Annotated in this window: 22 protein-coding genes; 12 read left to right on the forward strand and 10 right to left on the reverse strand. The window is 70.3% G+C overall.

The window, feature by feature from the left end:
- Nucleotides 1–53: 53 nt before the first annotated feature.
- The 5 genes from AB0E91_RS20235 to AB0E91_RS20255 form a co-directional block, all read right to left on the reverse strand.
- Nucleotides 54–1,199 carry a DUF475 domain-containing protein gene (locus AB0E91_RS20235; RefSeq protein ID WP_361783405.1) on the reverse strand — a complete coding sequence of 382 codons (1,146 nt, stop codon included), beginning with the start codon at nt 1,197–1,199 and terminating at the stop codon, nt 54–56.
- Nucleotides 1,200–1,275: 76 nt separating this feature from the next.
- Complete coding sequence (locus AB0E91_RS20240; RefSeq protein ID WP_361107475.1) at nt 1,276–1,854, reverse strand: TerD family protein; 579 nt, start codon at nt 1,852–1,854, stop codon at nt 1,276–1,278.
- 93 nt (nt 1,855–1,947) lie between these two features.
- Nucleotides 1,948–2,523 carry a TerD family protein gene (locus AB0E91_RS20245; RefSeq protein WP_361783408.1) on the reverse strand — a complete coding sequence of 192 codons (576 nt, stop codon included), beginning with the start codon at nt 2,521–2,523 and terminating at the stop codon, nt 1,948–1,950.
- A 155-nt stretch (nt 2,524–2,678) separates the two neighbouring features.
- Nucleotides 2,679–3,137, reverse strand: coding sequence for a peroxiredoxin (locus AB0E91_RS20250; protein ID WP_361107471.1), 459 nt, complete (start codon nt 3,135–3,137; stop codon nt 2,679–2,681).
- 159 nt (nt 3,138–3,296) lie between these two features.
- On the reverse strand, nt 3,297–3,737 hold the full coding sequence (locus AB0E91_RS20255; RefSeq protein ID WP_343245678.1) for a DUF3052 domain-containing protein: 441 nt from the start codon (nt 3,735–3,737) through the stop codon (nt 3,297–3,299).
- 424 nt (nt 3,738–4,161) lie between these two features.
- Here AB0E91_RS20255 and aceE point away from each other — a divergent pair, with 424 nt between their 5' ends.
- On the forward strand, nt 4,162–6,909 hold the full coding sequence (aceE, locus tag AB0E91_RS20260; RefSeq protein WP_361783412.1) for a pyruvate dehydrogenase (acetyl-transferring), homodimeric type: 2,748 nt from the start codon (nt 4,162–4,164) through the stop codon (nt 6,907–6,909).
- 120 nt (nt 6,910–7,029) lie between these two features.
- On the opposite strand, the gene AB0E91_RS20265 is transcribed toward aceE, so the two are convergent.
- Nucleotides 7,030–8,646 carry an MFS transporter gene (locus AB0E91_RS20265; RefSeq protein WP_361783415.1) on the reverse strand — a complete coding sequence of 539 codons (1,617 nt, stop codon included), beginning with the start codon at nt 8,644–8,646 and terminating at the stop codon, nt 7,030–7,032.
- Between the two features lie 114 nt (nt 8,647–8,760).
- Between AB0E91_RS20265 and AB0E91_RS20270 the strand changes: the two genes are divergently transcribed.
- The 3 genes from AB0E91_RS20270 to AB0E91_RS20280 all read left to right on the forward strand — a co-directional run bounded on the left by AB0E91_RS20270 (nt 8,761) and on the right by AB0E91_RS20280 (nt 11,691).
- Entirely contained in the window at nt 8,761–9,387 is a 627-nt protein-coding gene (locus AB0E91_RS20270; RefSeq protein ID WP_361783418.1) for a TetR family transcriptional regulator, read from the forward strand.
- 146 nt (nt 9,388–9,533) lie between these two features.
- Nucleotides 9,534–10,754: an alpha/beta hydrolase gene (locus tag AB0E91_RS20275; protein WP_361783421.1), complete on the forward strand. Its 1,221-nt coding sequence runs from the start codon at nt 9,534–9,536 to the stop codon at nt 10,752–10,754.
- A 67-nt stretch (nt 10,755–10,821) separates the two neighbouring features.
- Entirely contained in the window at nt 10,822–11,691 is an 870-nt protein-coding gene (locus tag AB0E91_RS20280; RefSeq protein WP_361783424.1) for a DUF4429 domain-containing protein, read from the forward strand.
- 15 nt (nt 11,692–11,706) lie between these two features.
- Here the strand turns inward: AB0E91_RS20280 and AB0E91_RS20285 are convergent, their stop codons facing one another.
- Together AB0E91_RS20285 and AB0E91_RS20290 are read right to left on the reverse strand one after the other, a co-directional pair.
- A complete protein-coding gene (locus AB0E91_RS20285) occupies nt 11,707–12,729 on the reverse strand; it encodes an aldo/keto reductase (RefSeq protein WP_361783427.1) in 1,023 nt (340 codons plus the stop codon).
- Complete coding sequence (locus AB0E91_RS20290) at nt 12,726–13,193, reverse strand: MerR family transcriptional regulator (protein WP_361783430.1); 468 nt, start codon at nt 13,191–13,193, stop codon at nt 12,726–12,728. Before AB0E91_RS20290 ends, AB0E91_RS20285 begins: the two co-directional genes overlap by 4 nt.
- Nucleotides 13,194–13,289: 96 nt before the next feature.
- Between AB0E91_RS20290 and AB0E91_RS20295 the strand changes: the two genes are divergently transcribed.
- Both AB0E91_RS20295 and AB0E91_RS20300 read left to right on the forward strand, forming a co-directional pair.
- Nucleotides 13,290–13,763, forward strand: coding sequence for a GNAT family N-acetyltransferase (locus AB0E91_RS20295; RefSeq protein ID WP_361783433.1), 474 nt, complete (start codon nt 13,290–13,292; stop codon nt 13,761–13,763).
- Between the two features lie 19 nt (nt 13,764–13,782).
- Nucleotides 13,783–14,604: a serine hydrolase domain-containing protein gene (locus AB0E91_RS20300; protein WP_361783436.1), complete on the forward strand. Its 822-nt coding sequence runs from the start codon at nt 13,783–13,785 to the stop codon at nt 14,602–14,604.
- Here AB0E91_RS20300 and AB0E91_RS20305 read toward each other — a convergent pair.
- Nucleotides 14,594–15,325 (reverse strand): pirin family protein, encoded by a 732-nt coding sequence (locus tag AB0E91_RS20305; protein ID WP_361783439.1) that lies wholly within the window; start codon nt 15,323–15,325, stop codon nt 14,594–14,596. The genes AB0E91_RS20300 and AB0E91_RS20305 overlap by 11 nt on opposite strands.
- Before the next feature lie 105 nt (nt 15,326–15,430).
- Here AB0E91_RS20305 and AB0E91_RS20310 point away from each other — a divergent pair, with 105 nt between their 5' ends.
- From AB0E91_RS20310 to fabF, 5 genes are all read left to right on the forward strand, one after another.
- Nucleotides 15,431–16,636, forward strand: coding sequence for a helix-turn-helix domain-containing protein (locus AB0E91_RS20310; protein ID WP_361783442.1), 1,206 nt, complete (start codon nt 15,431–15,433; stop codon nt 16,634–16,636).
- 89 nt (nt 16,637–16,725) lie between these two features.
- A complete protein-coding gene (locus tag AB0E91_RS20315; RefSeq protein WP_361783445.1) occupies nt 16,726–17,673 on the forward strand; it encodes an ACP S-malonyltransferase in 948 nt (315 codons plus the stop codon).
- A 16-nt stretch (nt 17,674–17,689) separates the two neighbouring features.
- The gene (locus AB0E91_RS20320) at nt 17,690–18,721 is read left to right on the forward strand and encodes a ketoacyl-ACP synthase III (RefSeq protein WP_161181636.1); all 1,032 of its coding nucleotides are present in this window, start codon (nt 17,690–17,692) and stop codon (nt 18,719–18,721) included.
- An 82-nt stretch (nt 18,722–18,803) separates the two neighbouring features.
- Nucleotides 18,804–19,052 carry an acyl carrier protein gene (locus tag AB0E91_RS20325; protein WP_018545314.1) on the forward strand — a complete coding sequence of 83 codons (249 nt, stop codon included), beginning with the start codon at nt 18,804–18,806 and terminating at the stop codon, nt 19,050–19,052.
- A gap of 98 nt (nt 19,053–19,150) precedes the next feature.
- Nucleotides 19,151–20,413, forward strand: coding sequence for a beta-ketoacyl-ACP synthase II (fabF, locus tag AB0E91_RS20330; protein WP_361783449.1), 1,263 nt, complete (start codon nt 19,151–19,153; stop codon nt 20,411–20,413).
- 102 nt (nt 20,414–20,515) lie between these two features.
- Here fabF and AB0E91_RS20335 read toward each other — a convergent pair whose 3' ends face one another.
- Nucleotides 20,516–21,010 carry a DUF3145 domain-containing protein gene (locus tag AB0E91_RS20335; RefSeq protein WP_161181638.1) on the reverse strand — a complete coding sequence of 165 codons (495 nt, stop codon included), beginning with the start codon at nt 21,008–21,010 and terminating at the stop codon, nt 20,516–20,518.
- Between the two features lie 267 nt (nt 21,011–21,277).
- On the opposite strand from AB0E91_RS20335, the gene AB0E91_RS20340 reads away from it, so the two are divergent.
- On the forward strand, nt 21,278–22,159 hold the full coding sequence (locus tag AB0E91_RS20340; protein WP_361783452.1) for an SGNH/GDSL hydrolase family protein: 882 nt from the start codon (nt 21,278–21,280) through the stop codon (nt 22,157–22,159).
- Nucleotides 22,160–22,173: the final 14 nt, after the last annotated feature.

Here is a 22,173-nt window from a genome sequence, read left to right on the forward strand (position 1 = left end):
TTGCCCCTAGGGGGCACACCGGAGCATGGGGTTCACACCCCCGGCACCCGGGGTCACACCCCTGAGGAGATCTCCGTCTTCTCCGCCGAGCCCGCGTCGCCGCCCGCCGCCGCGAGGGCGCGGTTGCGGCGGACCGAGGACCAGAAGGACCAGGCGATCAGGACGACGCCGACGAGACCGGTGACGACCTCGTTGATCTCGTACTGGATGGTGACCATGAGGATCACGGCCAGGGCGCCGATCGCGTAGTGGGCGCCGTGCTCCAGGTAGACGTAGTCGTCGAGGGTGCCCTGGCGGACCAGGTAGACCGTCAGCGAACGGACGTACATCGCGCCGATGCCGAGGCCGAGCGCCATCAGGACGATGTCGTTGGTGATGGCGAAGGCGCCGATCACACCGTCGAAGGAGAAGGACGCGTCCAGGACTTCCAGGTACAGGAACATGAAGAACGCGGCCTGGCCGGCGAGCAGCACCGCCGAGCGTGGCTTGCCGGAGCGGGCGGCGGCTTCCTCGGCCTCGTGCTCACGCTCCTCCTCGGCCTCCAGCTTGTCCTCGAAGTAGCCGGAGAGGCCACCGACGATCATGTAGGTGATCAGACCCGCGACGCCCGCGATCAGCACCGTCTGCGCCTTGTCGGCGTGGGCGCCGCCGTGCTGGTGGGCGTGGGTGGCGAAGGTGAAGGAGGTGATCAGCAGAACGATCAGGGAGATGCAGACCGACAGCATGTCGACCTTGCCGAGCTTGGCCAGCGGCCGCTCGATCCAGCGCAGCCACTGGATGTCCCGGTCCTCGAAAATGAAGTCGAGGAAGATCATCAGCAGGAACATGCCACCGAAGGCGGCGATCGCCGGGTGGGCGTCGGTGACGAGTTCCTGGTAGCGGTCCTTGTTGTTCAGCGCGAGATTGACGGCCTCGATCGGGCCCATCTTGGCGCTGATCGCGACGATCACGACGGGGAAGACCAGGCGCATCCCGAATACCGCGATGAGCACGCCGACCGTGAGGAAGATCTTCTGCCAGAAGGCGTTCATCTTCTTCAGGATTCCGGCGTTGACCACCGCGTTGTCGAACGACAGCGAGATCTCGAGGATGGAGAGGATCGCCACGATGCCGAAGCCCTGCCACCCCCCGTAGAAGACCGCCGCGACCAGGCCGAGCGCGGTCACCGCGAACGACCAGCCGAAGGTTTTCAGAAGCACTGGCTAACCCCATCGTGTGTGGAGGGCCGTCCCAGAGCATGTCTGGGAGCGATTTTCCCCCGCGCCGTACCCGGCTTTACGAAACGTTGACTCCGAAGTCTAGAGCGATCCCCCGGAGTCCGGACGCGTACCCCTGTCCGACCGCGCGGAACTTCCACTCGCCCTGATACCGGTAGAGCTCGCCGAAGATCATCGCGGTTTCGGTGGAGGCGTCCTCGCTCAGGTCGTAGCGGGCGAGTTCCTGGTCGTCGGCGCGGTTGACCACGCGGATGAACGCATTGGACACCTGGCCGAATGACTGGCCCCGATCGTCCGCCATATGAATCGAGACGGGGAAGATGATCTTTTCGCACCGGTCGGGCACCCGGGAGAGATCCACCAGAATCGATTCGTCGTCGCCCTCGCCCTCACCGGTGAGATTGTCGCCGGTGTGCTCGACCGATCCGTCCGGGCTGGTGAGCTGGTTGTAGAAGACGAACCACTCGTCCCCCAGGACCCGGTTCCCGGCGCCGCACAGCAGGGCGCTGGCGTCGAGGTCGAAGGGGGCGCCGGTGGTGGACCGGGCGTCCCAGCCGAGCCCGATCATGACGTTGGTGAGATTCGGCGCGGCCTTGGAGAGGGAGACGTTGCCCCCCTTGGCAAGCGTGACACCCATATTGCTGCTCCTCCCCTGTGGTGCTTCCTGTGTCTCCTGCGCTTCCGGCGCCGCCCCTAAACGGGACGGCGCCGGACGGTGGAACGGATGGCGTCAGACGTTGACGCCGAAATCCTGGGCGATGCCGCGCAGTCCCGAGGCGTAGCCCTGGCCGATGGCGCGGAACTTCCACTCGGCGCCGTTGCGGTACAGCTCGCCGAAGACCATGGCGGTCTCGGTGGACGCGTCCTCGCTCAGGTCGTAGCGCGCCAGCTCCTGGCCGTTCGCCTGGTTCACCACGCGGATGAAGGCGTTGCGGACCTGGCCGAAGGACTGCTGACGGTTGTCGGCGTCGTAGATCGAGACCGGGAACACGATCTTGTCGACGTCCGGCGGCACCGTGACGAGGCTGACCTTGATCTGCTCGTCGTCGCCCTCGCCCTCACCGGTGAGGTTGTCGCCGGTGTGCTCGACCGATCCGTCCGGGCTCTTGAGGTTGTTGAAGAAGACGAAGTTCTGGTCGCTGCCGACCTTGCCGGCGTTGTTCAGCAGCAGCGCGCTGGCGTCGAGGTCGAAGTCGGTGCCGGTCGTGGTGCGCACGTCCCACCCCAGACCGACGATGACGTCGGTCAGGCCCGGGGCCTCCTTCGTCAGCGATACGTTGCCGCCCTTGCTGAGGCTGACTCCCACGGGTCCTCCATGTGGTGTCCAGGGGCGGGGAGCCCCGTCGTACTTCGGATACGGGATCAACGAGCCGATCCTAGTGACGGGTTCCCGCCCCTCGCAGACCCTGGACCCGAAGGATCACAGGTGTCGGGGCCCGGGGGCGCTCGCCCCGGACCGGCTCACAGCGCGTCGAGCGCCTTCACGTAGTCGTTGAGGTCGCGGGCGTCGGGAAGGCCGTTGACCACGGTCCACCGCACGACGCCCTCCTTGTCGATGACGAAGGTGCCCCGGACGGCGCAGCCCTTGTCCTCGTCGAAGACGCCGTAGGCGCGCGAGACGTTGCCGTGCGGCCAGAAGTCGCTCAGCAGCGGGTACTCCAGGCCCTCCTGCTCGGCGAAGACGCGCAGGGTGTGGATGGAGTCGTTGGACACGGCGAGGAGCTGGGTGTCGCGGTCCTCGAACTGCGGGAGGTGGTCACGCAGCTCGCACAGCTCACCGGTGCACACGCCGGTGAAGGCGAAGGGGTAGAAGAGCAGGACCACGTTCTTCTCGCCGCGGAAGTCCGAGAGCTTCACGGTGCGGCCGTGGTTGTCCTTGAGCTCGAAGTCGGGCGCCTTGTCGCCGGCCTGGATCGCCATCGTCCTTGCATCCCTTCGGTGGGCTGACGGGGGGTGGGCGGGAGTCCGCTCCCACCCACCCTACGCAGCACGCACCACGGGCTCCGTGGCGGGCCGGAGGTGTGTCCGGCCCGCCACGGAGCCCAGGGCCCGGCGGGTCTGCCGCTCGGCGGCGCTGTCCTACCGCTTGCCGGACTTGGCGGCCTTCGGCGTCGCCAGACGCGAGCCGCTCCAGTCCTTGCCGACGCTGACGCCCTTCGAGGCGGTCAGGCCTGCGGTCGTCGCGGCCTCCGAGATGTCGCTCGGCTCCACGTACCCCGTACGGCCGGTCTTCGGCGTCAGGAGCAGGATGGCACCGCCCTCTTCGATGTACGTGGTGGCATCCACCAGCACATCGGTGAGGTCGCCGTCGTCATCACGGAACCACAGCACGACGGCGTCGGCCACGTCGTCGTATTCCTCGTCCATCAGGTCGCCTTCGACGGCTTCCTCGATGGCCTCGCGGAGTTCCTGATCGACGTCCTCGTCGTAGCCGATCTCCTGGACCACCTGTCCGGGCTGGAAACCCAGCCTGGCGGCAGGGTTGGTCCGCTCCTCCGCGTGGTCCGCGGTCGCGCTCACGGGTTGCCTCCTGATCATGTCTTGGTGAAGTAACTCGGCTCCGCGCGTACGCGAAGCGTTGGCCGTAGTCCACACGGGCGGGACGGATCGCGCAAGTACCCGACCGTCCAGACCGCCGAAACGGTGACTGCGGCGGCGGCGCCGCAGCGGCTTATGGCACCGTATCCCGTTTGCCGGGGAACCACATCACACCGATGTGCCCGTTATGCCCCCTTCAGAATCATCCTTGGTTACGACAGTCGAACAAATTTGCCGAGCACGTCACACCGCGGGCGTATCGTCGCGTTTTGCCCCGGGCGAACGCCGCGACCGGGGTGACGCGGGCCGTGACGAGGTACACGATGGGGAACGTCCTTCACAGAAGAAGTCTCCCGAAGTCTTCAGAGAAGAAATGGCCCAGGCCCTCCGAAAGGTGAGGAACAGCGTGGCTTCCGGTTCCGATCGCAATCCGATCATCATTGGCGGCCTTCCGAGTCAGGTTCCTGACTTCGACCCCGAGGAAACGCAGGAGTGGCTCGACTCCCTCGATGCCGCCGTCGACGAGCGCGGCCGGGAGCGGGCCCGGTATCTCATGCTCCGGCTGATCGAGCGGGCCCGCGAGAAGCGCGTGGCCGTGCCCGAGATGCGCAGCACGGACTACGTCAACACCATCCCCACCAAGAGCGAGCCGTTCTTCCCGGGCAACGAGGAGATCGAGCGCCGCATCCTGAACGCGACCCGCTGGAACGCGGCCGTGATGGTCTCGCGCGCGCAGCGGCCCGGCATCGGCGTCGGCGGCCACATCGCCACCTTCGCCTCCTCCGCGTCCCTGTACGACGTGGGCTTCAACCACTTCTTCCGCGGCAAGGACGGCGGTGACGGCGGCGACCAGGTCTTCTTCCAGGGCCACGCCTCCCCCGGCATCTACGCCCGCGCCTATCTGCTCGACCGGCTCACCGAGAACCAGCTCGACGGCTTCCGCCAGGAGAAGTCGAAGTACCCCGACGGCCTATCCAGCTACCCGCACCCGCGCTCGATGCCGGACTTCTGGGAGTTCCCGACCGTCTCCATGGGCCTCGGCCCGCTCGGCGCGATCTACCAGGCGCGGATGAACCGCTACATGGAGGCGCGCGGGATCGCGGACACGTCGAACTCGCACGTGTGGGCGTTCCTCGGCGACGGCGAGATGGACGAGCCGGAGTCGCTCGGCCAGCTGTCGATCGCCGCCCGCGAGGGCCTGGACAACCTGACCTTCGTGGTCAACTGCAACCTCCAGCGGCTCGACGGCCCGGTGCGCGGCAACGGCAAGATCATCCAGGAGCTGGAGTCGCAGTTCCGGGGCGCCGGCTGGAACGTGATCAAGCTGGTCTGGGACCGGACCTGGGACCCGCTGCTGGCGCAGGACCGGGACGGCATCCTGGTCAACAAGCTGAACACCACGCCCGACGGCCAGTTCCAGACGTACGCCACCGAGTCCGGCCAGTACATCCGCGACCACTTCTTCGGCGACGACCAGCGGCTGCGCGCGATGGTCGAGAACATGACCGACGACCAGATCCTGCACCTGGGGCGCGGCGGCCACGACCACCGGAAGATCTTCGCGGCGATGTCGGCGGCCAAGGCGCACAAGGGCCAGCCGACGGTGATCCTGGCGCAGACGGTCAAGGGCTGGACCCTCGGCCCGAACTTCGAGGGCCGCAACGCCACGCACCAGATGAAGAAGCTGACGGTCGACGACCTCAAGCACTTCCGTGACCGGCTCCACCTGCCGATCTCCGACCGCGAGCTGGAGTCCGGCGCCCCGCCGTACTACCACCCGGGCCGGGACTCGGAGGAGATCCAGTACATGCACGACCGGCGCAAGTCGCTCGGCGGGTACGTCCCGACGCGCCTCGTGCGCTCCGAGCCGCTGGAGCTGCCGGACGACAGTGCGTACGCGAGTGTGAAGAAGGGCTCGGGTCAGCAGTCCATCGCCACCACCATGGCGTTCGTACGGCTGCTGAAGGACCTCATGCGGGACAAGGAGATCGGCAGGCGGTTCGTGCTGATCGCGCCGGACGAGTACCGCACCTTCGGCATGGACTCGTTCTTCCCGAGTGCGAAGATCTACAACCCGCTCGGTCAGCAGTACGAGTCGGTGGACCGCGATCTGCTCCTCGCCTACAAGGAGTCCCCGACCGGCCAGATGCTGCACGACGGCATCTCCGAGGCGGGCTGCACGGCCTCGCTGATGGCGGCGGGCTCGGCCTACGCCACCCACGGCGAGCCGCTGATCCCGGTGTACGTCTTCTACTCGATGTTCGGTTTCCAGCGCACCGGCGACCAGTTCTGGCAGATGGCCGACCAGTTGGCGCGCGGTTTCGTCCTGGGCGCGACCGCGGGCCGTACGACCCTGACCGGTGAGGGACTCCAGCACGCGGACGGCCACTCCCAGCTGCTCGCCTCGACCAACCCGGCGTGCGTGGCGTACGACCCGGCGTACGGCTACGAGATCGCGCACATCGTGAAGGACGGGCTGCGCCGGATGTACGGCGGCGACGCCGAACACCCGCACGGCGAGGACGTCTTCTACTACCTCACCGTCTACAACGAGCCGATCAGGCACCCGGCCGAGCCGGAGAACGTGGACGTCGAGGGCATCCTCAAGGGCATCCACAAGCTCAAGGACGCCGACTCCGGCGCGATCCCGGCGCAGATCATGGCGTCGGGCGTCGCGGTGCCGTGGGCGCTCGAAGCGCAGCGGATTCTGGCCGAGGACTGGAACGTACGGGCCGACGTGTGGTCGGCGACCTCCTGGAACGAGCTGCGGCGCGAGGCGGTGGCCTGCGAGGAGCACAACCTGCTGCACCCCGAGGAGGAGCAGCGGGTGCCGTTCGTGACGCGGAAACTCGGGACCGGTGAGGGGCCGTTCGTGGCGGTGTCCGACTGGATGCGGTCGGTGCCGGATCAGATCGCGCGGTGGGTTCCTGGGCCGTATCAGTCGCTCGGCGCGGATGGGTTCGGCTTCGCCGACACTCGGGGGGCTGCTCGGCGGTTCTTCCATATCGACGCTCAGTCGATCGTGGTCGCTGTGCTGACCGAGCTGGCGAAGGAGGGGAAGATCGATCGGTCTGTGCTGAAGCAGGCGATTGATCGGTACCAGTTGCTCGATGTGAAGGCTGCGGCCCCTGGTGCAGCTGGTGGAGATGCCTAGGTGCTGATGTCTGTGGCCGCGCGATCGCCGTTATTGGTTCGGTGATCGCGCGGCCTCGGGCCCGTGGTGGCTTGTCGCGCAGTTCCCCGCGCCCCTAAAAGCATCACCAGCCCGACGAACTCAGATGTGGCCCACTCCCGCGCCCGCCTCCGCGTTCTCTCCTCGGCGGGTCAGCAGGGCCACCAGGATCGCCACCGCTGCCACGCCTGCCGCCACCAGGGAGGCGAGGCTCATGCCGGAGATGAAGGTGTCGTGGGCGACGTCGGTGATCTTGGCGATGAGGGCCGGGGGCATCTCCTTGGTCACCGGGGGGACGCCGACCTGGACGGCCTCGGAGGCCTGGCCGAGCTGGGCGGGGGTGAGCTTGGGGAGGCCGGCGGCGGCCCAGTTGCCCGCGAGGTCGTTGTCGACCTTGGAGGCCATCACGGCGCCGAGCACGGCGGTGCCGAGGCTGCCGCCGATCTGCATGGCCGCCTGCTGAAGGCCGCCCGCGACGCCGGACAGCTCCATGGGCGCGTTGCCGACGATGACCTCGGTGGCGCCGACCATGACCGGGGCGAGGCCGAGGCCGAGCAGGGCGAACCAGATCGACATGGTGGCGCTGCCGGTGTCCGCCTTCAGGGTGGACATGCCGTACATGGCGACGGCGGTGAGCGTCATGCCGCCCGCGAGCGGGATGCGCGGGCCGAGCTTGGTGATGGCGAAGCCCGCCAGCGGGGAGCCGACGATCATCATGCCGGTGAGCGGGAGCAGATGCAGACCGGCGTCGACCGGGCTGAGGCCGTGCACGTTCTGGAGGTAGAAGGTCACGAAGAACAGGCCGCCCATGAAGGCGATGGCCATGAGGACCATGAGCACCACGCCCGCCGACAGCGGGACCGAGCGGAACAGCCCCAGCGGGATCAGCGGCTCGGCGACCCTCGTCTCCCACCAGGCGAAGGCCACGAAGAGCAGCGCCGAGGCGGCGATGAAGCCCCAGGTGCGGCCGTCGCCCCAGCCCCAGGTCGGGGCCTTGATGAGGGCCCAGACCAGGCAGAACATGGCTCCGGAGAGCAGTGCGATGCCGAGCAGGTCGAAGGAGCGTGGCGCGTTCTCGGCGCGGTGGTCGAGCAGGATCAGCGTGCCGAGCAGCAGGGCGATCAGGCCGACCGGCACGTTGATGAAGAAGACGGACTGCCAGTTGACGTGCTGGACGAGGACGCCGCCGAGGATCGGGCCGCCCGCCGTGGAGGCGCCGATGACCATGCCCCAGATACCGATGGCCATGTTGAGCTTCTCGGCCGGGAAGGTGGCCCGCAGCAGGCCGAGCGCGGCCGGCATCAGCAGCGCGCCGAACAGGCCCTGGAAGACCCGGAAGGTGACGACCGCCGGGATGCTGTCGGACAGTCCGATGGCGCCGGAGGCGAGCGCGAAGCCCGTCACGCCGATGAGGAAGGTCTGCCGGTGGCCGAAGCGGTCACCGAGCTTGCCCGCCGTGATCAGGGACACGGCGAGGGCGAGGAAGTAGGCGTTGGTGATCCACTGCACGTCGGAGAAGCTCGCGTGCAGGTCCTTGGCGATGGCCGGGTTGGCGATGGCCACGATGGTGCCGTCGAGGGCCACCATCATCACGCCCACGGCGACGGTGATCAGGGTGAACCAGGGATGGCCGCGAAGTCCCGCCGGAGTCGGTGCAGACGCGTCCGCGGAGGCACCGTCCCCCGGACCCGCCTTGTCGATGGTGGTCTGACTAGTCATGAGATCGAGGCTAGTGACAGTCACTGACAGCTGACAAACCGATTCGCCTACCGGTCATCGGCGTGTCTCCCAGCGCATAGGCTGAGCTGGAAGGACGTTCACAGGAGAAGGCCCATGGAGACGCTGCGCGAGCGCAAGAAGCGGCGTACGCGCGAGGCGCTGGTGCGCGCCGCCCTCGAGCTGTTCACCACGCGGGGGTACGAGCAGACCACCGTCGACGACATCGCCGAGGCCGTCGACGTCTCGCAGCGCACCTTCTTCCGCTACTTCGCGGGCAAGGAGGACGCGGCCTTCGCGGTGCAGGACATGACCGAGGCGCACTTCGTGGCGGCCGTGCGCGACCGCCCGGCGCACGAGCCGCCGATGGTCGCGCTGCGCCAGGCGATCCTGGAGAACTGGGACGCCATCCGGGAGACGGTCGAGACGTCCGTGCCGGTCGAGCTGTATCTGCGGATGTACCGCATGATCGGCTCGACGCCCGCCCTGCTCGCCGCCCATCTGCGCCGCTCGGCGGCCACCGAGCAGACCCTCGCCCGGGTGCTCGCCGAGCGCGAGGGCGTGGACATGGACGCCGATCCCCGGCCCCGGCTGGCGGTGGCCGTGTTCTGCGGGGTGATACGGGTCACCGAGCAGCAGTGGAGCACGGGCGAGGACTTCAGCCTGGAGTCCATGCGCGAGCTGACCGCGTCGTACCTCGATCAGGTGGGACCGGCACTGGTCGGGAACTGGGCGACCGTCTGAATTCGTTTCCGGATCACCGAGATCGTTCCGGGATTTCGATCTCGATCCGTCCTACGATCCGCGAAACCCGTCCCTCGACTCGCGAAACGTGATCCCTGCCACTCGGTTCCCCCGAGACCGTCCCGTTCTCCTAGTGTGTCCTCCCAGTGACTTCCTTCGGCACCTCCCCCCAGCTCAATGTCTGGCGCGCGCTGCTCGCGCTGGCCGTCGTGTTCGTGATGCTCGCGACCACCGGCTGGACCGCGCTGCACACCCACCGGGACTCGACCGCGCTGCGGTCCTCGCTCGCCCGGTGGGAGCGCGACAGCATCGGCGGCCACCGGCTGCCCGACCCCACGGCCTCCTCCCCGGCGCGGCTCGCGGCGTTCTTCGCCTCGCTCACCGCGGCGGACCGCCTGATGCTCGCCGACCGCTATCCACTCGCGGTCGGCAACATGAACGGCGCCCCGGTGACCCTGCGCTACCACGCGAACCGTGTCGCCCTGGCCGAGGCCGGTGAGGCCGCGCGGCAGCGGATGCACGACAACCGGCTGAGTACGTACGGCCAGCAGGACGCCGCCCGCCGTATGCAGCGCTACGAGGCGCTCGCGCAGCCCGACCGGCACATCCTGGCCTTCGACCCCGACGGCTCCGGCCGGGTGGCCGAGGTGTTCGGGAACCTTGACCGGGCCCAGCGGATCTCCGTGGTGGTGCCCGGTGTGGACACCGATCTGTTCACCTTCCAGCGGACGAACCGCAAGTACAGCGCCCCGGTCGGCATGGCGCAGGCGCTGCACGCGGCCGAGCGCCTGGCGAGCCCGGGGACCCGGACCGCCGTGATCGCCTGGGCCGACTACACCTCGCCCGACGGGATCGGCGTGGACGCGGCGACCGCGATGCGCGCCGAGGACGGCGCCGTCCGGCTGAACGCGCTGCTCGACGCCCTGCCCGGCCGGTCCCCGGTGTCGATGTTCTGCCACAGCTACGGCTCGGTGCTGTGCGGCGTCGCCGCGCACGGCATGCCCAAGCGGGTGAGCGACGTGGCGGTGGCCGCGAGCCCCGGCATGCGGGTCACCAAGGCCGCCCAGCTGGGCACCCGGGCCCGGGTGTGGGCCATGCGGGACGCCACCGACTGGGTGCGGGACGTGCCGTATCTGGAGGTCGGCGGCCTCGGGCACGGGGCCGACCCGGTCTCCCGCGCCTTCGGCGCCCGCGTGCTCTCGGCGAGCGACGCGCAGGGCCACGCCGGTTATTTCCAGCCGGGCACGGACAGCCTGCGCAACCTGGCCAAGATCGGCGTGGGGGCGTACGACGCGGTCACCTGTGCCGGCGGGGACGCCGGGTGCCGGACCGGTCTGCCGGAGAAGTCCCCGGACGGACGCGCGTAGAAGACAGCAGGAAGTGCGGTCTGCGCGGATGGCGACGGAGAAGCACGTGCCGCATACGATGAGCCGCATGGGTGACGTACTGGCGGGTTTTCATGCCGTATGGGAGTTCGAGTCCGACTCCGTGCTCATCCGTTACGAACGGGGGATACGGACACCGAAACTGTTTCAGGCCCTGGGTGAGCGGCGCGTCCCGCTGGCTGCCCTTGAGGGCGTGACGCTGACGCGGGGCAGACGCGGCACGGTCGCGCTCCAGCTCCAGCCGCGCGCGGGCGCCGACCCGCTGATGGAGGCGGCCGCGGGCCAGCTGCCCGAGGACACCGATCCGTACCGGCTGGTGCTGCCCGCCGAGCGGGAGACCCTGGCCGAGTACTACGCGGACGAGCTGAAGGTGCTGCTGACCGAGTCCGGTCCCGCCGACGGCTACCTGGTCGCCGCGCCCGAGCCGCCGCTCCAGTTCAAGGCGTACGACGGCAAGGCGTCCTTCGACGGTACGAGCGTGCGGTTCCGCTGGTCCTGGACCGGCGCGTCCTCGGCCAAGTGGAAGGCGGGGGACCAGAAGTTCGCGGTGTCCGAGCTGACCGGGGTCGAGTGGCGTTCGCCGGAGGTCTTCGAGGGGCATCTGCGGCTGCTGCGGCCGGAGAGCGCCGGTGCGGCGCCCGCGCAGGCCGACCAGGACCCGGCGGCGGTCGTCTTCGGACTCGGCTACGGGCCGGTGCACGAGTCGCTGCCCTTCGCGGCGGCCGTGCTCGCGGCGGTCCGGGAGCACGGCACCGCGTCAGCGCCCGCCGCCGTGACGGCCCGGGCGGTGGACCCGGCCCGGCGCGACCCCGCCGACATCGCCGAACGCATCCGGCATCTCGGGGAGCTGCACCAGGCAGGGCTGGTGACGGACGAGGAGTTCGCGGCCAAGAAGGCCGAGCTGCTGGCGGAGCTGTAGGGGCCCCGCCGGGGCTCACCGGTCCTCGCGGCCCGCCGAGGTGAACGACATGTCCGCGTACCGGTCGCCCGCCACCCGGCCGGCGATCGGCTCCAGGAGGGCCAGCTCCTCCTCGCTGAGGACGAGGTGCGTGGCGGCCACGTTCTCGGTGATCCGGCTCGGCTTGCGGGTGCCCGGGATCGGGACGACCGGCAGGCCCCGGACGGCCGCCTGCTGCTGGACCCAGGCGAGGGCGACCTGGCCGAGGGAGACCCCGTGCGCCTCGGCGACCTTGCGCACCGGCGCCAGCAGGGCCGCGTTGGCGGCGGCGTTGTCGCCGGTGAAGCGGGGCTGGGCGCGGCGGAAGTCGTCGGTGGACAGCTCCTTGCCGGCGTCGGTGAAGGCGCCGGTCAAAAAGCCCCGGCCGAGCGGGGAGTACGCCACCAGGCCCACGCCCAGCTCACGGGCGGCGGGCACCACGTGGGCCTCGATGTCCCGGCTGAACAGCGACCACTCCGACTGCACGGCGGCTATGGGGTGGACGGCGTGCGCGGCGCGCAGCTCGTCGGCCGTCACCTCGCTCAGGCCCAGGTGCTTGACCTTGCCCTCGCGCACCAGCTCCGCCATGGTGCCGACGCTCTCCTCCAGGGGCACGTTCACATCGCGGCGGTGCATGTAATAGAGGTCGATCTCGTCGACGCCGAGCCGCTTCAGGCTCGCCTCGACGGCCTGGCGGATGTAGGGGGAGTCGTTGCGGATGATCCGCTTGCTCGGGTCGTCCGCCGGGATCGAGAGGGCGAACTTGGTGGCGATGACCACCTCGTCGCGGTGGGCCTCGAAGAAGGGGGCGAGGAAACGCTCGTTGTCCCCGGCGCCGTAGGCGTCCGCCGTGTCGTACAGCGTCACCCCCAGCTCCAGGGCGCGGTCGAGGGTGGCCCGCGAGGCATCGGCGTCGACCGGGCCGTAGGCGAAGCTCATGCCCATGCAGCCCAGGCCCTGGACGCCGACCTCCGGCCCGTCCGTGCCGAGCCGTACGGACGTCATCCGGTCGTCGCTCATCGGTTGTTCCCCTCCGTCGTGTAAATGCTGATCTTCAGGTCGAGCACGGCGAGCGTGTCGCGCAGTTCGGCGATCCGGCTCAGCACGTCCCTGCGGGTGTCCTCCAGCAGGGCCTTGCGCTGCGGATAGGTGTCCTCCCCCTCGCGGACCATTTCCGCGTACCGCACCATGTCGGCCACCGGCATCCCGGTCAGGCGCAGCTTGGTGACGAGGTCCAGCCAGTCCAGGTCGGGGTTGCGGTAGCGGCGCTGGCCGGTGTGCGACCGGTCGACGTGCGGCATCAGGCCGATCCGTTCGTACCAGCGCAGGGTGTGCGCGGTCAGTCCCGTGAAGGCGACGACCTCGCTGATCGTGTAGCGGTCCTGGCCGTCGGGCCTGGGATGGCGCCGCTGGGCCGCCGGAGCACAGATGTCGGGGGTGGTGACTTCCTCGGTGGCCGCTTGCATGGTCTGCATCACCGTCATGCCCCCACGCTATGACCTTCGAGCGCACTCCAGGCAAGCGCGCCCGGCCACAAATACCGGGACGGCGGCGGGAGTCGGCGATTAGCGTGCGGTGCCATGAGTCTCGTACGACGGGCCGGGCCCGAGGACGCGCGGGAAGTGCTGCGCCTGCGCCAGGTGATGATCGACGCCGTTTCCCCGCATCCCGCCGCCGGGTCCTGGCACGACCGGTCGCTGCCCACGCTGCGCGAGCGGCTGGCCGATCCGACGGGACCGTTCGCCGCCTTCGTGGTGGACCACCCGGAGCGACCGGGCGCGCTGGCCGCGCTCGCGGCCGGGACGGTCGAGTACCGGATCGGCCACGCCAACAACCCCACGGGCACCGTCGGCTTCGTCTTCAGCGTGGCCACCGACCCCGGCACCCGGCGCCGGGGGTACGCCCGCGCCTGTGTGGTGGACGGGCTGCTGGAGTGGTTCCGCGAGCGCGGCGCGGGCAAGATCCAGCTGACCGCCTCCGCCGAGGCCCTGCCGCTGTACGCGTCGCTGGGCTTCCGCCCGAAGCCGGACCCCTTGATGGAGCTGGTCCTGTGACCCGCATAGGCTCCTCGGCATGTCGTCGCAGAGCTTGGCATTGATCGAGAACTGGCCCGTTCCCACCGCCGCCGCGGGTGTCGTCCGCGCCGACGGGACGGTCCTCGGCACCCACGGCCCGGCCGGGCACCGCTTCCCGCTGGCCTCGGTGACCAAGCCGCTGGCCGCCTACGCGGCGCTCGTCGCGTACGAGGAGGGGGCCATCGAGCTGGACGAGCCCGCCGGGCCGCCCGGATCGACCGTCCGCCATCTGCTCGCGCACACCTCGGGCCTCGCCTTCGACGAGCACCGCAGCCTGGCGGCGCCCGGTGAGCGGCGGCTGTACTCCAACGCCGGTTTCGAGCAGCTCGGGGACCACATCGCCAAGGCGGCCGACATCCCCTTCGCGGAGTATCTGCGCCAGGCGGTCCTGGAGCCGCTGGGCATGACCGCGACCTCGCTGGAGGGCTCCCCGGCGAAGGACGGCGTCTCCACAGTCGAGGATCTGCTGCGTTTCGCCGCGGAGGTCCAGGCGCCCCGGCTGCTCGACCCACGCACGGTCGCGGAGGCGATGAGCGTGCAGTACCCGGGCACCAAGGGCGTGCTGCCGGGCTACGGCCACCAGAACCCGAACGACTGGGGCCTCGGCTTCGAGATCCGCGACGGCAAGTCCCCTCACTGGACCGGCAGTTCGTCCTCGCCCCGCACCTTCGGGCACTTCGGCCAGTCCGGCACCTTCCTGTGGATCGACCCGGACGCGGGCCTCGCGACGGTCGCCCTGGCCGACCGGGCCTTCGGACCGTGGGCCGTCGAGGCGTGGCCGCCCTTCACGGACGCGGTGCTGACGGAGTTCAGGGGCTGACCGGCTCCAGCTGCCACAGCAGGACCTCGGCCTGCGTGACCCCGGCCAGCTCCACGCCCCGCGCCTCGGTGATCCGCGCCGAGTCGCCGGGGCCGAGGGTGTCGCCGGGGCCGGGGGTGTCGCCGGGGCCGGGGGTGTCGCCGGGGCCGGGGGTGTCGCCGGAGCCGGGGGTGCCGTCCGCGAGCCGTACCTCGCCGCGTACGACATGGACGTAGCGCAGCGGAGCGTCGGGAAGCGCGGTCCGCTCCCCCGCCGCAGGACGCAGCACCCGCAGGGTCGCGCCCGCGCCGGGCACCGCGTACGGCCCGGCCAGGTCCCGGACGACCTCGTACGACGGCTCCCCGCCGGAGTCCCGGGGTGCCAGCCACATCTGGACGAAGGCCAGCGGCTCCGCGCCCTCGTTGCGCTCGGAGTGCCGCACCCCCGCCGCCGCGCTCAGGTGTTGTACGTCACCGGGGCGGACCACGCTCGCCCGGCCCGTGGAGTCGCGGTGGGTCAGCTCCCCCTCGGTCACCCACGTGACGATCTCGGTGTGGCTGTGCGGGTGTTCGGCGAAGCCCGCGCCGGGGGCGAGCCGTTCCTCGTTGCAGGCGATCAGCGCGCCGAAGCGCAGGTTGTCCGGGTCGTAGTGCGGGCCGAAGGAGAAGGCGTGCCGGGAGTCGATCCCGGCCTCCGGGTCGCCTCCGCGATGCCGCTCGTCCGCGCGCCGTACCTCGATCATGGGCCCCACGGTAGTCCCCGGTACAAGCGCCCCCGGCCCCGGTTCCGCGCCCTCGGCGGGACCCGGCGACGCACGGCCCCCGCCGGATAAGGCACTCTTGTCCCCGTGCCCGAACCCGAATCCCACAGCAGCGATCCCGCACGTCATGCCGCCCACCCGCACTCCGCGACCCTGAAGCGGCTGGAGAAGTCCTCCGGGCATCTCGCCGCGCAGGCCATCGCGCGCATGGACGACACCCTGCCGTGGTACCGGGCGATGCCACCGGAGAACCGCTCCTGGATCGGGCTCGTGGCCCAGGCGGGCATCGCCGCCTTCACCGAGTGGTTCCGGCACCCGGACGCACCCCAGGCGATCTCGACCGACGTGTTCGGCACCGCGCCCCGCGAGCTGACCCGGGCCATCACGCTGCGGCAGACCGTGGAGATGGTGCGCACCACCATCGAGGTCATGGAGAGCGCCATCGACGAGGTGGCCGCGCCCGGCGACGAGCGCGTGCTGCGCGAGGCGCTGCTCGTGTACGCCCGGGAGATCGCCTTCGCCACCGCCCAGGTGTACGCCCAGGCCGCCGAGGCACGCGGTGCCTGGGACGCGCGCCTGGAGTCCCTGGTGGTGAACGCGGTGCTCAGCGGCGAGGCCGACGAGGGCGCCGTCAGCCGGGCCGCCGCGCTCGGCTGGAACTCCCCGGACCATGTGTGCGTGGTGCTCGGCACCGCGCCCGAGGGCGACAGCGAACTGACCGTGGAGGCGATCCGGCGGGCCGCCCGGCACGCCAAGCTCCAGGTGCTCACCGGCGTGCTCGGGGACCGGCTCGTGGTGATCGCGGGCGGCAGCGCCTACCCGCTCGCGGTGGCCAAGTCGCTGATCGGCCCGTTCGCCGCGGGACCCGTGGTCGCGGGGCCCGTGGTGTCCGACCTCCAGGCCGCGACCCGCTCCGCGCAGGCGGCCGCGGCGGGCCTCAAGGCGTGCTCCGCCTGGCAGGACGCGCCCCGCCCGGTGCTGGCCGACGATCTGCTGCCGGAGCGCGCCATCGCGGGTGATCCGGGTGCGCGCGAGCAGCTGGTGGAGGAGATCTACAGACCGCTGGAGGAGGCCGGCTCCGCGCTCCTGGAGACGCTGAGTGTCTACCTGGAACAGGCGAGCAGCCTGGAGGGCGCCGCCCGGATGCTCTTCGTTCACCCGAACACCGTCCGCTACCGGCTCCGACGTGTGACTGACGTCACCGGCTGGTCACCTTCCGATGTACGATCCGCGTTCACGTTGCGGATCGCCCTGATCCTGGGGCGGCTGACCGATGGAGACGCCCAGCTCTAGCTTTTTGTCCAGGGTCCACAAAAGCCCCTCGTGTTCTTCGTCCCTGTCCTCACGGGCGGCCCGGGCCGTCCCCAAGAGAGAGTGTGAGAGTGCTCGTACTCGTCGCTCCCGGCCAGGGCGCCCAGACGCCCGGCTTCCTGACTCCCTGGCTCGAACTGCCCGGTGCCGCCGCCCGTGTCGCCGCGTGGTCGGACGCCATCGGCCTGGACCTGGTCCACTACGGCACCGAGGCCGACGCGGACGCGATCCGCGACACCTCGGTGGCGCAGCCGCTCCTTGTCGCCGCCGGAATCCTGTCCGCCGCGGCACTGGGTGACATCGCGTCGATCGCGCCGGGCGCGGTCGCGGGCCACAGCGTGGGCGAGATCACCGCCGCCGCCATCACCGGCGTGCTGGACGACACCGAGGCGCTGCGCCTGGTCCGTCAGCGGGGTCTGGCCATGGCCGAGGCCGCCGCGATCACGGAGACCGGCATGTCGGCGCTGCTCGGCGGCGACCCGGAGGTCTCCGTCGCGCACCTGGAGAAGCTGGGCCTCACCCCGGCCAACATCAACGGCGCGGGCCAGATCGTCGCCGCGGGCACGCTGGAGCAGCTGGCCGCGCTGAACGAGGACAAGCCCGAGGGCGTCCGCAAGGTCGTCCCGCTGAAGGTGGCCGGCGCCTTCCACACCCTGCACATGGCGCCCGCGGTGGAGAAGCTGGCCGAGGCGGCCGCCTCCCTGACGCCCGCCGACCCGGCGTTCACCTACGTCTCCAACAAGGACGGGCAGACCGTCGCGACGGGCACCGAGGTGCTCCAGCGGCTGGTCGGCCAGGTCGCCAACCCGGTCCGCTGGGACCTGTGCATGGAGACCTTCAAGGCACTCGGCGTCACCGCCCTGATCGAGGTGTGTCCGGGCGGCACCCTGACCGGTCTGGCCAAGCGGGCCCTGCCGGGCGTGCGGACGCTGGCGCTGAAGACCCCCGAAGACCTCGACGCGGCGCGCGCGCTCATCGCCGAGACCGTGACTCCTGCCGCCGACGCGGCGGGTGTCTGAGAAGGAGCCCATGGCAATGGCGAAGATCAGGCCCAGCAAGGGCGCCCCGTACGCGCGCATCCTCGGTGTCGGCGGTTACCGGCCGACCCGGGTGGTGCCCAACGAGGTGATCCTGGAGAAGATCGACTCCTCCGACGAGTGGATCCGCTCCCGCTCCGGCATCGAGACCCGGCACTGGGCGGGCCCCGAGGAGACGGTCGCCGCGATGTCGATCGAGGCGGCGGGCAAGGCCATCGCCGACTCGGGCATCGACGCCGACCGGATCGGCGCCGTGGTGGTCTCCACGGTCTCGCACTTCAGCCAGACCCCGGCCGTGGCCACCGAGATCGCGCACAAGCTGGGCACCGACAAGGCCGCCGCGTTCGACATCTCGGCGGGCTGCGCGGGCTTCGGCTACGGCCTGACCCTCGCCAAGGGCATGGTGGTGGAAGGTTCCGCCGAGTACGTGCTCGTCATCGGCGTGGAGCGGCTCAGCGACCTGACCGACCTGGAGGACCGCGCGACGGCCTTCCTGTTCGGCGACGGCGCGGGCGCGGTCGTGGTCGGCCCGTCCGAGGAGCCCGCCATCGGCCCCACGGTGTGGGGCTCGGAGGGCGACAAGTCCGGCACCATCAAGCAGACCGTCCCGTGGGACCGGTTCGCGATCGGTGACGTCGCCGAACTCCCCCTGGACAGCGAGGGGAACGTCAAGTTCCCCGCGATCACCCAGGAGGGCCAGGCGGTCTTCCGCTGGGCCGTGTTCGAGATGGCGAAGGTCGCCCAGCAGGCGCTGGACGCGGCCGGGATCACCTCGGACGACCTGGACGTCTTCATCCCGCACCAGGCCAATGTGCGGATCATCGACTCGATGGTGAAGACTCTCAAGCTGCCGGAGCACGTCACGGTCGCCCGTGACATCCGCACCACCGGCAACACCTCGGCCGCGTCGATCCCGCTCGCGATGGAGCGGCTTCTGGCGACCGGCGAGGCCAAGAGCGGCGACACGGCGCTCGTCATCGGATTCGGGGCGGGTCTGGTCTACGCCGCCACGGTCGTTACCCTCCCCTAGGCACTCCGTGCCGGACCAACCGGTCCGATACGGGGACTACTGCCATCAACCGTCTGAACATCGAAGAAGGAGAGCGCCTGACATGGCCGCCACCCAGGAAGAGATCGTCGCGGGCCTTGCCGAGATCGTGAACGAGATCGCCGGTATCCCCACCGAGGACGTCCAGCTGGACAAGTCCTTCACCGACGACCTCGACGTCGACTCGCTGTCCATGGTCGAGGTCGTCGTCGCCGCCGAAGAGCGCTTCGACGTGAAGATCCCGGACGAGGACGTCAAGAACCTCAAGACCGTCGGTGACGCCACCGACTACATCCTCAAGCACCAGGCCTGAGACTCGTAGGTCTCAAGGCCACCGGGCCCTGAGACCGCAAGGCCCCGCCACCCGGCGGTGGCGCCGTACATTCCCGCATCGTTGGAGAAAGAATTCCCGTGAGCCCGACCAATCGCACCGTGGTCGTCACCGGTATCGGCGCAACCACACCGCTGGGTGGCGACGTGCCCTCCACCTGGGAGGCCCTGCTCGCCGGCCGGTCCGGCGTCGGCCGTCTTCAGGAGGACTGGGCGGAGGAGCTGCCGGTCAAGATCGCCGCGCGTGTCGCGGTCGAGCCCGGCGAGATCATCCCCCGCCCGCAGGCCCGCAAGCTGGACCGCTCGGCGCAGTTCGCGCTGATCGCGGCCAAGGAGGCCTGGCAGGACGCCGGTTTCACCGCCAAGGCGGGCGAGGACCAGGCCGTCAACCCCGACCGGCTCGGCGCGGTCATCGCCTCCGGCATCGGCGGTGTGACGACCCTGCTCGACCAGTACGACGTGCTCAGGGAGAAGGGCGTACGCCGCGTTTCCCCGCACACCGTGCCGATGCTGATGCCCAACTCCCCGGCGGCCAACGTCGGTATCGAGCTGGGTGCCCGCGCCGGTGTGCACACCCCCGTGTCGGCCTGCGCCTCGGGCGCGGAGGCCATCGGGTACGCGATCGAGATGATCCGCACCGGTCGTGCGGACGTGGTCGTGGCCGGTGGTACCGAGGCCGCCATCCACCCGCTTCCCATCGCCGCCTTCGGCAACATGATGGCGATGTCCAAGAACAACGACGACCCCCAGGGTGCCTCGCGCCCCTACGACGCGGGCCGTGACGGCTTCGTGCTCGGCGAGGGCGCCGGTGTGATCGTGCTGGAGTCCGAGGAGCACGCCAAGGCGCGCGGTGCCCGGATCTACGTCGAGGCGGTCGGCCAGGGTGTCTCCGCCGACGCCCACCACATCACGCAGCCCGAGCCCTCGGGCAACGGCATCGCGCACGCCCTGCAGAACCTGCTGGACTCCACCGACCTGAAGCCGTCGGAGATCGTGCACGTCAACGCGCACGCCACCTCGACGCCGCAGGGCGACGTGGCCGAGATCAAGGCGCTGCGCAAGGTGTTCGGCGACGACGTCGACCACATGGCGATCTCCGCCACCAAGTCGATGACCGGTCACCTCCTGGGTGGCGCGGGCGGCGTCGAGACCGTCGCGTCGATCCTGGCCCTGGTCAACCGCACGGCCCCGCCGACCATCAACGTCACGGAGCTCGACCCCGAGGTCAACGCGGACGTCGTCGTCGGCGAGCCCCGTACCCTCCCCGAGGGCCGTATCGCCGTGCTGAACGACTCGTTCGGCTTCGGCGGCCACAACGTGGTCCTGGCGTTCAGGACCGTCTGACGGCGGGACCGTCCGACGGCAGGTGAAAGGGCCCCCACCGGCTGGTGGGGGCCCTTTCACGTGTCCGTGGGGATCTCGGGCCGACGCGGGCCCGTACGGCGCTCAGACGACCTGGTGCAGCCAGCGGACCGGGGCACCCTCGCCCGCGTAGCGGAAGGGTTCCAGTTCGTCGTCCCAGGGCTTGCCGAGGAGCTTGGAGAGTTCGGACTCGAGGTCGGTCTCGCCGTGCTTGCTGCGCAGCAGGGCCGCGCGGAGGCGGTCCTCGGGGATGAGGATGTCGCCGTGGATGCCGGTGACGGCGTGGAAGATGCCGAGGTCGGGGGTGCAGCTGTAGCGCTCGCCCTCGGCAGTGGCGCTGGGCTCGGCGGTGACCTCGAAGCGGAGCATCTGCCAGCCGCGCAGCGCGGAGGCGAGCTTGGAGGCGGTGCCGGCCTCGGCCTTCCAGGAGAACTCGGAGCGCCAGGTGCCGGGGGCGGCGGGCTGCCGGATCCAGTCGAGGTTGACGCGCGTGCCGAGCACCCCGGCGACGGCCCACTCGACATGCGGGCACAGCGCGCGCGGCGCGGAGTGCACGTACAGAACTCCACGTGTCGTCACCGGAACCTCCGGGCTGAGCGGGACATCTTGCGGACTGACTGGGCGGCAGTGGGGCGACGGCCGCGTTGATGGCGAGGCTACCGTGCGGCGGTGCAAGGAGTGTGACGTACCGTCGGTCCCGGTGCCAGGAAACCGTCGCCATTCACCCAGGGGGACGCCTGTACGGGGGTGTGCCGTTCCCCGGGGGCGGGGCGGGAACTCCGGCACGTTGTCAGGAGAGGGGCACACCTGCCGGAGCTGCGTCGACGAGCGAGGGGATCAGCCAGGATGCGGAAGCGAGGCCACCGGGTGCGGGCCGCCGTCGTGGTGCTGACGGCGGCCGTGCTGGCGACGGGGTGTGACTCCATCCGGGGTGATCACGCGGGTACGGGCGTGTCCCGGGCCCCCGCGAAGCCCGCGCCGGTGTGGGACCGCAGCCCCGGTTCGATCGCCGCGGTCGGGGACTCCATCACCCGGGGCTTCGACGCGTGCGCGGTGTTCTCCGACTGTCCGGAGGTGTCCTGGGCGACGGGCAGCGACGCCGGGGTGGAGAGCCTCGCGGTGCGTCTGCTCGGGCCCGTGAAGGCGGCGAAGTCCAGCTGGAACTACGCGGTGACCGGCGCCCGGATGGCCGACCTGCCCGGACAGCTGGCCCAAGCTGCCTCCCACAGGCCCGAGTTGGTGACGGTGATGGCCGGGGCCAACGACGCCTGCCGGGCCTCGGTGTCCGCGATGACCCCGGTGGCGGACTTCCGCGCGGACTTCGCGAAGTCCCTGCGCACGCTGCGGACGGCACTGCCGAGGACGCAGGTGTACGTCGCGAGCGTGCCCAATCTCCAGCGGCTGTGGTCGAAGGGCCGCACGGACCCGCTCGGCAAGCAGGTGTGGAAGCTCGGCATCTGTCCCTCGATGCTGGGCGGCGCGGACGACCTGACGGCGGCGGCCACGCGGCGGCGCGAGACGGTCCAGCGGCGGGTGGAGGACTACAACACGGCGCTGAAGGAGGTGTGCGCGACCGACGTGCGCTGCCGCTTCGACGGCAACGCGGTCTTCGACTACCGGTTCGGCACCGGCCAGCTCAGCCGCTGGGACTGGTTCCACCCGAGTCGCAGCGGTCAGGCCAGGCTCGCGGAGATCGCGTACCGCACGGTCACGGCGGAGCGACCTTGACCTAAGGTTTCCCA

It is taken from the genome of Streptomyces sp. NPDC026659 (assembly GCF_040638245.1).
Taxonomy (GTDB): Bacteria; Actinomycetota; Actinomycetes; order Streptomycetales; family Streptomycetaceae; genus Streptomyces.

What these genes read in the sequence shown, in the direction of transcription:
- AB0E91_RS20290 (WP_361783430.1), bottom strand. Translation starts at nt 13,193, where the DNA reads ATGACGGTGATGCAGACCATGCAAGCGGCCACCGAGGAAGTCACCACC.
- AB0E91_RS20250 (WP_361107471.1), bottom strand. Translation starts at nt 3,137, where the DNA reads ATGGCGATCCAGGCCGGCGACAAGGCGCCCGACTTCGAGCTCAAGGAC.
- AB0E91_RS20300 (WP_361783436.1), top strand. Translation starts at nt 13,783, where the DNA reads ATGTCGTCGCAGAGCTTGGCATTGATCGAGAACTGGCCCGTTCCCACC.
- AB0E91_RS20280 (WP_361783424.1), top strand. Translation starts at nt 10,822, where the DNA reads ATGGGTGACGTACTGGCGGGTTTTCATGCCGTATGGGAGTTCGAGTCC.
- AB0E91_RS20265 (WP_361783415.1), bottom strand. Translation starts at nt 8,646, where the DNA reads ATGACTAGTCAGACCACCATCGACAAGGCGGGTCCGGGGGACGGTGCC.
- AB0E91_RS20240 (WP_361107475.1), bottom strand. Translation starts at nt 1,854, where the DNA reads ATGGGTGTCACGCTTGCCAAGGGGGGCAACGTCTCCCTCTCCAAGGCC.
- AB0E91_RS20295 (WP_361783433.1), top strand. Translation starts at nt 13,290, where the DNA reads ATGAGTCTCGTACGACGGGCCGGGCCCGAGGACGCGCGGGAAGTGCTG.
- AB0E91_RS20285 (WP_361783427.1), bottom strand. Translation starts at nt 12,729, where the DNA reads ATGAGCGACGACCGGATGACGTCCGTACGGCTCGGCACGGACGGGCCG.
- AB0E91_RS20320 (WP_161181636.1), top strand. Translation starts at nt 17,690, where the DNA reads ATGGCGAAGATCAGGCCCAGCAAGGGCGCCCCGTACGCGCGCATCCTC.
- AB0E91_RS20340 (WP_361783452.1), top strand. Translation starts at nt 21,278, where the DNA reads ATGCGGAAGCGAGGCCACCGGGTGCGGGCCGCCGTCGTGGTGCTGACG.
- AB0E91_RS20305 (WP_361783439.1), bottom strand. Translation starts at nt 15,325, where the DNA reads ATGATCGAGGTACGGCGCGCGGACGAGCGGCATCGCGGAGGCGACCCG.
- AB0E91_RS20325 (WP_018545314.1), top strand. Translation starts at nt 18,804, where the DNA reads ATGGCCGCCACCCAGGAAGAGATCGTCGCGGGCCTTGCCGAGATCGTG.
- AB0E91_RS20270 (WP_361783418.1), top strand. Translation starts at nt 8,761, where the DNA reads ATGGAGACGCTGCGCGAGCGCAAGAAGCGGCGTACGCGCGAGGCGCTG.